Annotated in this window: 23 protein-coding genes; all 23 read right to left on the minus strand. The window is 60.6% G+C overall.

Translation table 11 applies throughout. From position 1 onward, the window contains the following. Positions 1-20: 20 nt before the first annotated feature. Positions 21-1,313, minus strand: a complete 1,293-nt coding sequence (gene secY, locus AC27E8_RS09710; protein WP_012811922.1) for a preprotein translocase subunit SecY — start codon at positions 1,311-1,313, stop codon at positions 21-23. Position 1,314: 1 nt separating this feature from the next. After that, positions 1,315-1,758 carry a 50S ribosomal protein L15 gene (gene rplO / locus AC27E8_RS09715; RefSeq protein WP_008339756.1) on the minus strand — a complete coding sequence of 148 codons (444 nt, stop codon included), beginning with the start codon at positions 1,756-1,758 and terminating at the stop codon, positions 1,315-1,317. A 16-nt stretch (positions 1,759-1,774) separates the two neighbouring features. Then, positions 1,775-1,963, minus strand: coding sequence for a 50S ribosomal protein L30 (rpmD, locus tag AC27E8_RS09720; RefSeq protein ID WP_014465720.1), 189 nt, complete (start codon positions 1,961-1,963; stop codon positions 1,775-1,777). Between the two features lie 16 nt (positions 1,964-1,979). Further along, complete coding sequence (gene rpsE, locus AC27E8_RS09725) at positions 1,980-2,474, minus strand: 30S ribosomal protein S5 (protein WP_487099145.1); 495 nt, start codon at positions 2,472-2,474, stop codon at positions 1,980-1,982. A gap of 23 nt (positions 2,475-2,497) precedes the next feature. Beyond that, positions 2,498-2,857 (minus strand): 50S ribosomal protein L18, encoded by a 360-nt coding sequence (gene rplR, locus AC27E8_RS09730; protein ID WP_487099144.1) that lies wholly within the window; start codon positions 2,855-2,857, stop codon positions 2,498-2,500. A 39-nt stretch (positions 2,858-2,896) separates the two neighbouring features. Continuing rightward, positions 2,897-3,436, minus strand: a complete 540-nt coding sequence (rplF, locus tag AC27E8_RS09735) for a 50S ribosomal protein L6 (RefSeq protein ID WP_487099143.1) — start codon at positions 3,434-3,436, stop codon at positions 2,897-2,899. A gap of 25 nt (positions 3,437-3,461) precedes the next feature. Continuing rightward, positions 3,462-3,857 carry a 30S ribosomal protein S8 gene (gene rpsH / locus AC27E8_RS09740; RefSeq protein ID WP_014465724.1) on the minus strand — a complete coding sequence of 132 codons (396 nt, stop codon included), beginning with the start codon at positions 3,855-3,857 and terminating at the stop codon, positions 3,462-3,464. Between the two features lie 27 nt (positions 3,858-3,884). Continuing rightward, positions 3,885-4,070 (minus strand): type Z 30S ribosomal protein S14, encoded by a 186-nt coding sequence (locus AC27E8_RS09745; protein ID WP_008339767.1) that lies wholly within the window; start codon positions 4,068-4,070, stop codon positions 3,885-3,887. 19 nt (positions 4,071-4,089) lie between these two features. Further along, a complete protein-coding gene (gene rplE, locus AC27E8_RS09750; protein WP_041695512.1) occupies positions 4,090-4,629 on the minus strand; it encodes a 50S ribosomal protein L5 in 540 nt (179 codons plus the stop codon). A 27-nt stretch (positions 4,630-4,656) separates the two neighbouring features. Further along, positions 4,657-4,968 carry a 50S ribosomal protein L24 gene (gene rplX / locus AC27E8_RS09755; RefSeq protein WP_035469237.1) on the minus strand — a complete coding sequence of 104 codons (312 nt, stop codon included), beginning with the start codon at positions 4,966-4,968 and terminating at the stop codon, positions 4,657-4,659. Between the two features lie 38 nt (positions 4,969-5,006). Then, positions 5,007-5,375: a 50S ribosomal protein L14 gene (gene rplN / locus AC27E8_RS09760; RefSeq protein ID WP_008339772.1), complete on the minus strand. Its 369-nt coding sequence runs from the start codon at positions 5,373-5,375 to the stop codon at positions 5,007-5,009. Between the two features lie 31 nt (positions 5,376-5,406). Beyond that, positions 5,407-5,676, minus strand: coding sequence for a 30S ribosomal protein S17 (gene rpsQ / locus AC27E8_RS09765; protein WP_008339774.1), 270 nt, complete (start codon positions 5,674-5,676; stop codon positions 5,407-5,409). 18 nt (positions 5,677-5,694) lie between these two features. After that, positions 5,695-5,892, minus strand: coding sequence for a 50S ribosomal protein L29 (gene rpmC, locus AC27E8_RS09770; RefSeq protein ID WP_008339776.1), 198 nt, complete (start codon positions 5,890-5,892; stop codon positions 5,695-5,697). Beyond that, the gene (gene rplP / locus AC27E8_RS09775) at positions 5,879-6,316 is read right to left on the minus strand and encodes a 50S ribosomal protein L16 (RefSeq protein WP_487099142.1); all 438 of its coding nucleotides are present in this window, start codon (positions 6,314-6,316) and stop codon (positions 5,879-5,881) included. The genes rpmC and rplP overlap by 14 nt, the downstream gene beginning before the upstream one ends. Before the next feature lie 6 nt (positions 6,317-6,322). Next, entirely contained in the window at positions 6,323-7,003 is a 681-nt protein-coding gene (rpsC, locus tag AC27E8_RS09780; protein WP_012811927.1) for a 30S ribosomal protein S3, read from the minus strand. 15 nt (positions 7,004-7,018) lie between these two features. Then, positions 7,019-7,375: a 50S ribosomal protein L22 gene (gene rplV / locus AC27E8_RS09785; protein WP_014465730.1), complete on the minus strand. Its 357-nt coding sequence runs from the start codon at positions 7,373-7,375 to the stop codon at positions 7,019-7,021. Positions 7,376-7,436: 61 nt separating this feature from the next. Then, positions 7,437-7,718: a 30S ribosomal protein S19 gene (gene rpsS / locus AC27E8_RS09790; RefSeq protein ID WP_008339784.1), complete on the minus strand. Its 282-nt coding sequence runs from the start codon at positions 7,716-7,718 to the stop codon at positions 7,437-7,439. Positions 7,719-7,757: 39 nt separating this feature from the next. Continuing rightward, positions 7,758-8,588: a 50S ribosomal protein L2 gene (gene rplB / locus AC27E8_RS09795; protein ID WP_014465732.1), complete on the minus strand. Its 831-nt coding sequence runs from the start codon at positions 8,586-8,588 to the stop codon at positions 7,758-7,760. 30 nt (positions 8,589-8,618) lie between these two features. After that, positions 8,619-8,906, minus strand: coding sequence for a 50S ribosomal protein L23 (gene rplW, locus AC27E8_RS09800; protein WP_012811930.1), 288 nt, complete (start codon positions 8,904-8,906; stop codon positions 8,619-8,621). Beyond that, positions 8,906-9,526: a 50S ribosomal protein L4 gene (gene rplD, locus AC27E8_RS09805; RefSeq protein WP_008339787.1), complete on the minus strand. Its 621-nt coding sequence runs from the start codon at positions 9,524-9,526 to the stop codon at positions 8,906-8,908. The genes rplW and rplD overlap by 1 nt, the downstream gene beginning before the upstream one ends. Before the next feature lie 26 nt (positions 9,527-9,552). Further along, entirely contained in the window at positions 9,553-10,188 is a 636-nt protein-coding gene (gene rplC, locus AC27E8_RS09810; protein WP_081462294.1) for a 50S ribosomal protein L3, read from the minus strand. 54 nt (positions 10,189-10,242) lie between these two features. After that, positions 10,243-10,551, minus strand: a complete 309-nt coding sequence (gene rpsJ, locus AC27E8_RS09815) for a 30S ribosomal protein S10 (RefSeq protein WP_008339792.1) — start codon at positions 10,549-10,551, stop codon at positions 10,243-10,245. A 278-nt stretch (positions 10,552-10,829) separates the two neighbouring features. Beyond that, positions 10,830-12,017: an elongation factor Tu gene (tuf, locus tag AC27E8_RS09820; RefSeq protein WP_014465735.1), complete on the minus strand. Its 1,188-nt coding sequence runs from the start codon at positions 12,015-12,017 to the stop codon at positions 10,830-10,832. Between the last annotated feature and the right edge of the window lie 5 nt (positions 12,018-12,022).

Here is a 12,022-nt window from a genome sequence, read left to right on the forward strand (position 1 = left end):
AACGACGTGCGCATGCACTGTCACTCGCGGATGAATCCCCGGTACTGGCGCTGGAGCAGTTGGCCTTCCATCTGCTGCATCGTCTGCAGCGCAACGCCGACAAGAATAATGAGCGACGTGCCTTGAATGTTGTAGTCGGTGAGGTTCATGGCGCCCAGAAGAATGAACGGCAATACGGAAATCACGCCCAGGAACACGGAACCGAACACGGTGACCCGGTTGATCACCTTCACGATGTACATCTCGGTCTCATGGCCTGGCCGCACGCCAGGAATGAAGCCCGCATGCTTCTGCAGTTGCTCCGCCAGCTGTTGCGGGTTGATCTGAACGTGCGTGTAGAAGAACGTGAACAAGATGATGAGAATCACTTCCGCGCCCATGAACCACCCGGTCTGCGGGCTCAGATAGCGCAGAATGAACTCGGCCCAGTGATGCGATTGAAAGTACGACGCGATCGTATACGGCAGAAACAGAAGCGAAATGGCGAAAATCACCGGGATCACGCCAGCCGCGAGCAACTTGATGGGGATGTACGACTGCTGGCCCGAATACACCGTCCGCCCCACCACGCGCTTCGCGTACTGCACCGGAATCTTTCGTTCCGCCTGCTGGACAAATACGATCAGCGCGAAGATGACGACGATCCCCGCGATGAGGATCAGCGTCTTCAAGATCCCGAGAAAGAGGTGGCCAGACTGATTCATGAACCAGTTGGCGTAAACCTCTTGCCCGAGAGTCGAGAAGCGAGACAGGATGCTCGTGAAAATGAGAAGCGAGATGCCGTTGCCGACGCCCTTCTCCGTGATCATCTCGCCGAACCACATGAGAAGCGTGTCACCGGCCGTCAGCGTGACGACAATCACGACGTACGACCACCAGTTGTTGGCCCCCGGCAGCAAAAGCCCTGATCGCGCAAACATATACGTGAAGCCCGCGGCCTGCAGCAGACCGAGAGCCACGGTCAGATAGCGGGTGACCTGGGTCAGCTTCTGCCGCCCTGACTCGCCCTCTTTCTGCCACTCCTCAAACCGCGGGATCACGCCCGACTGCAACAACTGGACGATGATCGACGCGGTGATGTACGGCGTGACACTCATCGCGAAGATCGAAAAGCGATAGAATGCGCCGCCGGAAAACATGTTCAACAAGCTGAACAGCGCGTTGTTTCCGGCTCCCGCATTCAAGGCGCTCACGTTCATGCCGGGCACCGGAATGTAGGTCCCAATCCGGTACACGGCAAGAACCATCAGCGTGAACAGGATCCGTTTGCGCAGGTGCTTCAGACGCCATAGGTTGGCGATGGCCTGCCACACGTCAGATCACCTCGACGGTGCCACCCGCGGCCTCAATCTTCGCCTGCGCCGAGGATGAGAACGCGTGGGCTTTCACCGTCAGGCTCACCTGCAACTCGCCCTTGCCGAGAATCTTGAGACCGTCTAGCGGTTCGCGAATGATCCGGCGCTCGAGCAACAGCTCCGGCGTCACCACCGTCCCGGCGGGGAAGACGTTCAGGCGATCCACGTTGACCGTCGCATACACCTTCTTGAAGCGGGCATTGGTGAACCCGCGCTTCGGCAGGCGCCGGAACAGCGGCGTCTGACCACCTTCGAATCCCGGGCGAACGCCACCGCCGGATCGCGCCCACTGGCCCTTCGTGCCGCGCGTGGACGTCTTCCCGTGCCCGGAGCTCGTGCCGCGGCCCACGCGCTTTTTGCGGTGCTTGGAACCTTCAGCGGGCTTCAGCTCATGCAGTTTCATCCGTCACACCCCCCTCTTACTCGTCGACCTCAGTCACTTCAACCAAATGACGAATGCGGTTCACCATGCCGCGAATGACCGGCGTGTCCTCCCGCACGACTGTCTGGTACAACTTGCGGAACCCAAGTGCCGCGGCCGTCTTGCGCTGCACGGGTTGGCGTCCGTTGGGGCTGTGAACGAGCCGAATTGCAAGCTTCTTCGCCACCGTGTACGCCTCCTCTTTACAGAATCTCTTCAAGCGACTTTCCGCGAAGCCGCGCGACTTCCTCCGGCCGCTTCAGCTGCTTCAGCGCGTCGATGGTCGCATGCACCATGTTGATGGGGTTGTTCGACCCAAGCGACTTGGTGACGATATCCTTGATACCAGCCAACTCGAGGACGGCGCGCACCGGTCCACCTGCGATCACGCCGCTGCCCGGGGGGGCCGGCTTGATGAGGACCTTCCCTGCGCCAAAGTGGCCGAGCGCCTCGTGCGGAATGGTGGTCTTCCGGATGGGCACCTCGATGAGATGCTTTTTCGCATCCTCAATGCCCTTGCGAATGGCATCCGGAACCTCTTGCGCCTTGCCGAGGCCCGCGCCCACATGCCCTTGGCCGTCGCCCACCACCACGAGTGCCGAGAACGAAAAGCGCCGTCCGCCTTTGACGACCTTGGCCACGCGGTTCACATGGACAACCCGCTCCGTCAGCTCCAATTGATTCGGGTCAATGCGCACGTGTACACCTTCCTCCCTCTTGTTTAGAAGTCAAGCCCCGCTTCACGTGCAGCGTCTGCAAGCGCCCGCACGCGCCCGTGGTACAGGTATCCGCCGCGGTCGAACACGACCTTCTTGTAGCCTTTCGCAAGCGCGCGCTCCGCGATCATGCGTCCGACCTTGCGCGCACCTTCCACGTTGCCGCCGTTGCCCTCGAAGCCCTTCTCCAGGCTCGATGCAGCCGCGATGGTGTGCCCAACGGTGTCGTCGATCAGCTGCGCGTAAATGTGCTTATTCGACCGGAACACGTTCAGCCGCGGCCGTTCGGGCGTTCCGAACACCTTGGCCCGAACCCGCACGTGACGCCGCTTGCGCGTTTCGTTGCGGTTTGGCTTCGTAATCACGCTGTTCACTCCTTTGCTCACGCGGCGCAGCCGCCGGCATCACTTCTTACCGGTCTTACCGACCTTGCGCCGCACGTTTTCCCCTTCGTAACGAATGCCTTTGCCCTTGTATGGCTCGGGCGGCCGGATGGACCTGACTTTTGCCGCGTAAATGCCGACGAGCTCCTTGTCGATGCCCCGGACGACGATCTTGTTCTGCGCCGGCACCTCCACCTCGATGCCCTCCACCTGCGGGAGGTCCACCGGGTGAGAAAACCCAACGGACAGCGTCACCTTGTTGCCCTGCTTCGCCGCGCGATACCCGACGCCCACCAGCTCCAGGCTCTTCGTGTACCCGTTCGTCACGCCTTCCACCATATTGGCGATCACGCTGCGCGTCGTGCCGTGCAGTGCGCGATGCAGCTTCTCATCGGACGGGCGCTCCACGATGACCTGATTGTCCTGCACGATGACCCTCATCTCTGGGTGCACGCGGCGCGTGAGCTGGCCCTTGGGCCCTTTCACCGTCACTTCCGTGCCGTTGACCGACACTTCGACCCCTGCCGGGATCGGAATGGGCTTGCGACCAATACGAGACATTTCCTGCACCTCCCGTCGTCCCGACTTACCACACGTAACAGATGACCTCGCCGCCGATGCCAAGCTTGCGCGCTTCGCGGTCCGTCATGATCCCCTTCGACGTCGAGATAATCGCGATTCCAAGTCCGCCCAGAACGCGCGGCAGGTCCTCATGACCCACGTACACGCGGCGACCCGGCTTCGAAATTCGCTTCAGACCGGTGATCACGCGCTCATTGTTCTTTCCGTACTTCAGGAACAGCCGGATGGTGCCTTGCGGGCCGTCCTGGATGTACTCGGCGTCCCGGATGTAGCCCTCGTTTTTCAAGATCTCCGCGATCGCACGCTTCACCTTCGAAGCCGGAACCTCTACCTTCTCGTGGCGAACGAGGTTCGCGTTGCGAATACGCGTGAGCATATCTGCAATCGGATCCGTCATCATGCGAGCTCGCCTCCTTCCACTTCCCGATTACCAACTGGCCTTCTTGACGCCAGGCAACTGTCCCTTGTATGCCAGCTCGCGGAAGCAGATGCGGCACACGCCAAACTTGCGATACACCGAGTGCGGCCGACCGCAGATGCGGCACCGGGTGTACGCGCGGGTGCTGAACTTCGGCTTCCGCTGCGCCTTGATAATCATCGACTTCTTGGCCACCGTAGGACCTCCCTCTTCATTACTGGCGAAACGGCATTCCCAGTTCGGTCAAAAGCGCGCGCGCTTCTTCGTCCGTCTTCGCAGTCGTGACCATCACGACTTCCAGACCGCGGACCTTATCGATCTTGTCGTAGTCGATTTCCGGGAAGATCAACTGCTCGCGCAGGCCTAGCGTGTAGTTCCCTCGGCCGTCGAACGAACGCGGCGACACGCCGCGGAAGTCGCGAACGCGCGGAAGCGCGAGATTCATCAGCTTATCCAGGAAGTGATACATCCGCTCCCCACGCAGCGTGACCTTCACGCCGATGGGCATGCCCTGACGCAGGCGGAAACCTGCAATCGACTTCTTCGCCCGCGTGACGACCGGCTGCTGTCCCGAGATGGCGCGCAGGTCTTCCACCGCCGCGTCGATCACCTTCGGGTTTTGCGTCGCCTCGCCGAGCCCCATGTTGATCACAATCTTCTCAAGCCGCGGAACCTGCAGCGGATTTTTGTAGTTGAACTGCTTCATCAGTGCCGGAACCACTTGGGTCCGGTATTTCTCCAACAAACGAGCCAACGCTGTTCCCTCCTTTCACCTGGCTACTCAGTCAAGGATTTCGCCAGACTTTTTCGCGTACCGGACCTTACGCCCGTCCTCGAGGAATTTATATCCCACGCGCGTGGGCTCGCCCGTCTTCGGATCCACAATCATCACGTTCGACACGTGAATGGGGGCCTCTTTCTCCACAATCCCACCCTCGGGATGCTGTGGATTCGGCTTCGTGTGGCGCTTCACGATGTTCACGCCTTCGACGACCACACGGCCCTCCTTCGGATACACCTTCAGGATTCGCCCCTGCTTCGACTTGTCCTTGCCTGCGATCACGACCACTTTATCGCCGGTCTTCACACGCAGCTTTGGCACGGTCACACCCCCTCCTTCCGGCCTTCCGGTCACAGCACCTCGGGTGCCAACGAGATGATCTTCATGAAGTCGCGATCGCGCAACTCGCGCGCGACCGGACCAAAGATACGCGTCCCGCGCGGGCTCTTGTCATCGCGGATGATCACAGCAGCGTTCTCGTCAAACCGGATATACGAGCCGTCGCTCCGGCGAATCCCACGCTTACTCCGCACGATGACCGCCTTCACGACGTCGCCCTTCTTGACAACGCCCCCGGGTGTTGCACTCTTGACGGACGCCACGATCACGTCGCCGATGTTCGCGTATTTGCGATTGGAACCGCCGAGCACGCGGAAGCACATGATCTCCTTTGCGCCCGAGTTGTCAGCAACCACAAGCCGCGTTTGCGGTTGAATCATCGCCATATCCTCCCTTCAGCAGGCGCCTCGATCAGACAATCTCCGCGCGTTCCACAATCTCGACCAAGCGCCAACGCTTCTCCTTGCTGAGCGGCCGCGTCTCCATAATCCGAACGACGTCGCCGATCTTCGCCTCGTTGTTCTCGTCGTGCGCCTTAAACTTCTTCGTACGCCGAACCGTTTTGCCGTAGAGCGGGTGCATCACGCGCTCTTCGACGGCTACCACGATGGTCTTGTCCATCTTGTCGCTTACAACCTTGCCGACGCGCACCTTGCGCTGTTTGCGCTCATTCTCCGCCATCACAAAGAACCTCCCTTCTCAGCCGATGCCCAACTCGCGTTGGCGCAGGATCGTCTTTGCGCGCGCGATATCCTTGCGAACCTGCCGAATGCGCATGGGGTTCTCCAATTGACCCGTAGCGAGTTGGAAGCGGAGGTTAAACAACTCGTCCTTCAGCCCGTCGATGCGGGCCTTCAGCTCCTCGTCACTCAGACTCCGAAGCTCAGTTGCTTTCATTCGCGTCACCACCCACTTCTTCACGAGTCACGAACTTGCACTTGATCGGCAGCTTGTGCGCGGCAAGGCGCATTGCTTCGCGCGCCACTTCTTCACTCACCCCGGCCACTTCGAACAACACGCGGCCCGGCTTCACAACAGCAACCCACATCTCCGGCGACCCCTTACCGCTACCCATACGGGTCTCAGCCGGCTTTTTCGTCACGGGCTTGGACGGAAAGATCTTGATCCACACCTTGCCACCGCGGCGCATGTAGCGCGTCATCGCGATACGGGCGGCCTCGATCTGCCGGTTCGTCACCCAGGCGGGCTCGAGCGCTACCAGCCCATAATCGCCAAACGCGACTGTCCGTCCGCCCTTCGCGCGTCCCTTCAGGCGACCGCGATGCTCCTTGCGGTACTTCACGCGCTTTGGCATCAACATGGTCCATCAACCTCCTTGAACCGCTTCAGAAGCCGCCTCCGCCTGGGCGTTCTTCCGCTTCGGCAACACTTCTCCCCGGTAAATCCAGACTTTCACGCCGATGCGGCCGTACGTGGTATGCGCCTCCGCCAGCGCGTAGTCGATGTCCGCCCGCAGGGTCTGCAGAGGAACCGTCCCCTCCACGTAGCCTTCCGTGCGAGCAATCTCAGCGCCACCCAACCGGCCAGAAACCTGGACGCGGACGCCCTTCGCACCTGCGCGCATCGACCGCTGGATCGCCTGCTTCATCGCACGGCGAAACGCCACACGACGCTCAAGCTGCTGCGCAATGCTCTCCGCCACCAGTTTCGCGCACAGATCCGGCTGCTTGATCTCCGAAATCGAGATGTGGACGCGCTTGCCGGTCAGCTTGTTCAATTCGTTGCGCAGCGCGTCGACCTCCTGACCGCCCTTGCCAATGACCATACCGGGCTTCGCTGTGTGAATCGTCACGTTGATCCGATTCGCCGCGCGCTCAATCTCGACCGAACCAATCGCCGCATCTTTGAGGCGCTGCATGACATAGTTCCGGATCTTCAGGTCCTCGTGGAGGAGCTCCTGATAATCCTTCTTATTGGCGTACCATTTCGCTTCCCAGTCCCGGATGATCCCAATCCGAAGGCCGATTGGGTTGACTTTTTGCCCCATGCAGGCAATCCCTCCTTACCGTTCCGCCAGGACGACGGTGATATGGCTCGTGCGCTTAAAGATGCTAAAGGCACGGCCCTGAGCGCGGGGATGCCAGCGCTTCAGCGTCGGCCCCTCGTCGACGTAGATCTCCTTGATGTAGAGCTTATCGACGTCCATATTGTGATTGTTTTCCGCGTTGGCCATCGCGGATCGAAGCACCTTTTCCACCAGCGGGGACGCTGCTCGCGGCGTGAACTTGAGGATGGCGAGCGCCTCTTGCACGTTCTTCCCGCGCACCAGATCGACGACAAGGCGAGCCTTCCGCGGAGCGATGCGAAGATAGCGCGCAACCGCCCGAGCCGTCCGCGTTTCCGACTGCGTCGATGCCATGACACGACCTCCTTCGTTTGGGGCTGGGCTCTACCAGCCGCCCCAGTATGCTCCTATCACGTCAGCGCGAGCGCGACGACTTCTCATCCCCGGCGTGTCCGCGGAATGTGCGCGTCGGGACGAATTCGCCGAGCTTGTGTCCGACCATATCCTCGGTGACGTACACTGGCACATGCTTCCGACCGTCATGCACTGCAAACGTGTGCCCCACGAATTGCGGGAAGATGGTCGAGCGGCGCGACCACGTCTTGATGACCTTCTTCTCGCCCGAGGCGTTCAGCGCCTCGACCTTCTTCATGAGATGGGCGTCACAGAACGGACCCTTCTTCAGAGAACGACCCACTGCGAACGACCTCCCTTCCAAGTCAACGTGACTTTCGAATTACTTCGTGCGGCGACGCACGATGTACTTATCCGTCGGATGGTTCTTCTTGCGCGTCTTCTTGCCCAGCGTCGGCTTACCCCAAGGTGACATCGGCGACTTGCGGCCAATCGGCGCCTTGCCTTCGCCACCGCCGTGCGGGTGATCCACCGGGTTCATCGCAGAACCGCGAACCGTCGGCCTGCGCCCCAGCCAGCGGCTGCGACCAGCCTTGCCGAGTGTGATGTTTTCGTGGTCCAAGTTCCCCACCTGGCCGATGGTCGCACGGCACGAAAGATGAATCTTCCGCACCTCGCCCGACGCGAGCCGGACCTGCGCGTAGTCGCCCTCCTTCGCCATCAGCTGGGCGCTCGCACCTGCCGCACGCGCCAGTTGCCCGCCGTGTCCCGGGTGGAGCTCAATGTTGTGGATGATGGTACCCACCGGGATGGACCGAAGCGGCAGCGCGTTGCCGACGCGGATATCGACGTTTTCTCCGCTGACCACCACGTCGCCAACCTTGAGGCCGTGCGGCGCGATGATATAGCGCTTCTCGCCATCCAGGTAGTGAAGCAGAGCGATGCGTGCAGACCGGTTCGGATCGTATTCGATGGTAGCGACCTTTGCCGGCACGCCGTCCTTGTTGCGCTTGAAGTCAATGATGCGGTACATCCGCTTGTGACCGCCCCCGCGATGGCGCACGGTAATGCGGCCCTGGTTATTCCGCCCCGCCTTCTTCTTCAGCGGGACGAGCAGCGACTTCTCCGGCTTATCCGTCGTGATCTCTTCGAACGTCGAGACCGACATGAAGCGGCGGCCAGGAGAAGTCGGGCGATACTTTTTGATCCCCATCGAGACGACCTCCTTGTCAGTGGACTGCGATCACGACTCGCCGAAGAAGTCGATCGTCTTCGAGCCGGGCTTCAGCTTCACGATAGCCTTCTTCCAGTCCGGCGTACGGCCGACGAATTTCCCGACCCGCTTCTTCTTGCCGCGCACGTTCATCGTGTGGACGGATTCCACCTGAACGTCGAACAACTTCTCAATCGCCTTACGGATCTCGACCTTGTTCGCGCGGCGATCGACCTCAAACACATACTTGTTTTCTTCCATCAATTCCGTCGAGCGCTCCGTGATAATCGGGCGCTTGATCAAATCGCGCGGATCCATCAGGCGAACACCTCCTCCACCTTCTGAACGGCGTCCTTGGTCAGCACGAGATGGTCGTGACGGAGGAGTTCATACACGTTGAGACCCGCGGCCTCCATGTACTTCACGTTGGGAATGTTGCGCGCCGATAGATAGACCGGCTGCTTCTTCTCGCCGTCGACGATGAGCGCCTTCTCCACGTTCAGGTTGCGCAGGACGCCCACCATGTCCTTCGTCTTCGGCCGTTCAAACTCCAAGCCTTCCACCACGACAATCTTGCCCTCTTGCACCTTGGAAGACAGAGCGCTATACAGCGCAGCGCGCCGCACCTTCTTAGGGACCTTAAAGGCATACGAACGCGGCACCGGACCGTGCACGACACCGCCACCCCGCCACTGCGGAGCGCGAATGCTGCCCTGCCGCGCCCGACCTGTCCCCTTTTGGCGCCAAGGCTTGCGCCCGCCACCGGAGACTTCCGCGCGCGTCTTTGTCTTGTGCGTCCCGCGGCGCCGAGCGGCGAGATACTGCAGGACCACGATATGCATCAAATCCGGCCGGATCGGCGCGCCGAAGATCTTCTCGTTCAGCTCAATCTCGCCCACCTGCTGGCCGGCCGTGTTCAATACAGCCACTGTCGGCATGTCGTCTTCCTCCCTTCGGTCAGGCTTTACTTCTTGACGGGTTGCTTCACAGCAGACCGAATCGTCACGAACGAATTCCGGGGCCCAGGAACAGAACCCTTGATCAGAATCACGTTCTTCTCTGCATCAACCTTCACAACCTCGAGATTTTGCACGGTCACGCGCTCGCCGCCCATACGACCCGCCATGGTCTGACCCTTGAACGTGCGGTTCGGCGCGATGGAGCCGAGAGAACCCACGCCGCGATGGTACTTCGAGCCGTGCGCCATCGGTCCGCGATGCTGGTTGTGGCGCTTAATGGGGCCTGCAAAGCCTTTACCTTTCGATACACCCGTCACATCGACGATATCGCCAGGCGCGAAAATGTCCGCCTTCACCTGTTGGCCGACCTCGTACTCCTCCACGTTCACGCCCCGGATTTCGCGGATGTACCGCTTGGGAGCCGTGCCAGCCTTCGCAGCGTGACCCACTTCCGGCTTCGTCGCCCGGCTCGCTTTCTTATCCGCAAAGCCCAACTGAATCGCCTCATAGCCGTCCTTGTCCAGGACGCGCTTCTGAAGCACGACGCACGGGCCCGCCTCGATCACCGTCACCGGCACGACGTCTCCGTCCTCAGTGAAGACCTGCGTCATGCCGAGTTTGCGCCCGAGAATCCCTTTCAAAGCGTGCACCTCCTCGTCACACGTTACAACGCATCCACGCGTTTCACCCTATGATCAAAGCTTGATCTCGATGTCCACACCCGAAGGCAGATCGAGGCGCATGAGCGCATCCACCGTCTGCGGCGTCGGATTGTGAATGTCGATCAACCGCTTGTGCGTGCGAATCTCAAACTGCTCTCGCGAGTCCTTGTACTTGTGAGGAGCGCGAAGAATCGTATACAGCTCGCGATCCGTCGGAAGCGGAACAGGCCCGGACACCTTCGCACCCGAACGTTTCGCCGTTTCGACGATGCGCTCCGCCGACTGATCCAACACCGTGTGATCATAAGCCTTTAAGCGGATTCGGATCTTTTGCTTCGCCATATGTTTTCCCTCCTTTGTCGCCCAATTCGTTGGACATACTCAGCGGAAATTCCCCCAGCGGTATCCCATATGGCGCTGGACACATGGGCAACCTTCCGCCTCATCGCCTTCAGAGACCAACGCTCGATATTATACTAGAGGCCCTGTGCCCTGACAAGAGTTGTGACCCATGCGAAAGGCTCCAACGAGCGCACATGGGCGCTCTTCCACAAGCGAGAAGGCGGCCTACTGACCGCCTTCTCGCGCGCTCACCCTGATGGAATTGCTGCACCTGAACGTTATTGGAGGATCTTGGTCACGACACCAGCACCAACGGTGCGCCCGCCTTCGCGGATCGAGAAGCGGGTACCCTCCTCGACAGCGATGGGAGCAATGAGCTCCACCGTCATGGAGACGTTGTCACCAGGCATCACCATCTCGGTGCCTTCCGGCAGCTGAACCACGCCCGTGACGTCCGTGGTGCGGAAATAGAACTGCGGCCGGTAGCCGTTGAAGAACGGAGTGTGACGGCCACCTTCCTCCTTCGTCAGGACGTACACCTCAGCCTCGAACTTCGTGTGGGGATTGATGCTGCCCGGCTTGCACAGCACCTGACCGCGCTCGACGTCCTTGCGCTCCACGCCGCGGAGCAGCGCACCGATGTTGTCACCCGCCTGCGCCTCATCGAGCAGCTTGCGGAACATCTCGATACCCGTTGCAACCGTCTTGCGGCGCTCCTCGCGCAGACCGACGATCTCGACCTCATCGCCGACCTTCAGGGTGCCGCGCTCGACGCGCCCGGTTGCCACCGTACCGCGACCCGTAATGGTGAACACGTCCTCAATGGGCATCAAGAACGGCTTCGACGTGTCGCGCTCCGGCGTCGGGATGTACTCGTCCACCGCATTCATCAGCTCTTCGATCTTCGCCACCCACTGCGGGTCGCCCTCGAGAGCCTTCAGCGCAGAGCCGCGGATGACCGGGACTTCGTCGCCGGGGAACTCATACTCGTTGAGAAGCTCGCGAACCTCCATCTCGACGAGATCGAGCAGCTCTTCGTCGTCCACCATGTCGCACTTGTTCAGGAAGACGACGATGTACGGAACACCGACCTGACGGGACAGGAGGATGTGCTCGCGGGTCTGCGGCATCGGGCCGTCCGCGGCCGAGACCACGAGGATGGCGCCGTCCATCTGCGCAGCACCCGTGATCATGTTTTTCACGTAGTCCGCGTGACCAGGGCAGTCGACGTGCGCATAGTGACGCTTGTCCGTCTCGTACTCGACGTGCGCCGTGTTAATGGTGATTCCGCGCTCGCGCTCCTCGGGAGCCTTATCGATGTCCTCGTAGCGCTGCGCCTTCGCCTTACCCTTCGCGGCCAACACCGTCGTGATGGCAGCGGTCAACGTCGTCTTACCGTGGTCGACGTGGCCGATGGTCCCAATGTTGACGTGGGGTTTCGTGCGCTCAAATTTTTCCTTAGCCACCAGAA

It is taken from the genome of Alicyclobacillus sp. CIJ1 (assembly GCF_057538885.1).

Excerpts from the sequence above, each read along its gene's own strand:
- rplO (WP_008339756.1), bottom strand. The coding sequence starts at position 1,758 with ATGAAACTGCATGAGCTGAAGCCCGCTGAAGGTTCCAAGCACCGCAAA.
- rplF (WP_487099143.1), bottom strand. The coding sequence starts at position 3,436 with ATGTCTCGTATTGGTCGCAAGCCCATTCCGATCCCGGCAGGGGTCGAA.
- rpsH (WP_014465724.1), bottom strand. The coding sequence starts at position 3,857 with ATGATGACGGATCCGATTGCAGATATGCTCACGCGTATTCGCAACGCG.
- rplN (WP_008339772.1), bottom strand. The coding sequence starts at position 5,375 with ATGATTCAACCGCAAACGCGGCTTGTGGTTGCTGACAACTCGGGCGCA.
- rpsQ (WP_008339774.1), bottom strand. The coding sequence starts at position 5,676 with ATGGCGGAGAATGAGCGCAAACAGCGCAAGGTGCGCGTCGGCAAGGTT.
- rpmC (WP_008339776.1), bottom strand. The coding sequence starts at position 5,892 with ATGAAAGCAACTGAGCTTCGGAGTCTGAGTGACGAGGAGCTGAAGGCC.
- rplP (WP_487099142.1), bottom strand. The coding sequence starts at position 6,316 with ATGTTGATGCCAAAGCGCGTGAAGTACCGCAAGGAGCATCGCGGTCGC.
- rpsC (WP_012811927.1), bottom strand. The coding sequence starts at position 7,003 with ATGGGGCAAAAAGTCAACCCAATCGGCCTTCGGATTGGGATCATCCGG.
- rplV (WP_014465730.1), bottom strand. The coding sequence starts at position 7,375 with ATGGCATCGACGCAGTCGGAAACGCGGACGGCTCGGGCGGTTGCGCGC.
- rplB (WP_014465732.1), bottom strand. The coding sequence starts at position 8,588 with ATGGGGATCAAAAAGTATCGCCCGACTTCTCCTGGCCGCCGCTTCATG.
- rplW (WP_012811930.1), bottom strand. The coding sequence starts at position 8,906 with ATGGATCCGCGCGATTTGATCAAGCGCCCGATTATCACGGAGCGCTCG.
- rplD (WP_008339787.1), bottom strand. The coding sequence starts at position 9,526 with ATGCCGACAGTGGCTGTATTGAACACGGCCGGCCAGCAGGTGGGCGAG.
- rpsJ (WP_008339792.1), bottom strand. The coding sequence starts at position 10,551 with ATGGCGAAGCAAAAGATCCGAATCCGCTTAAAGGCTTATGATCACACG.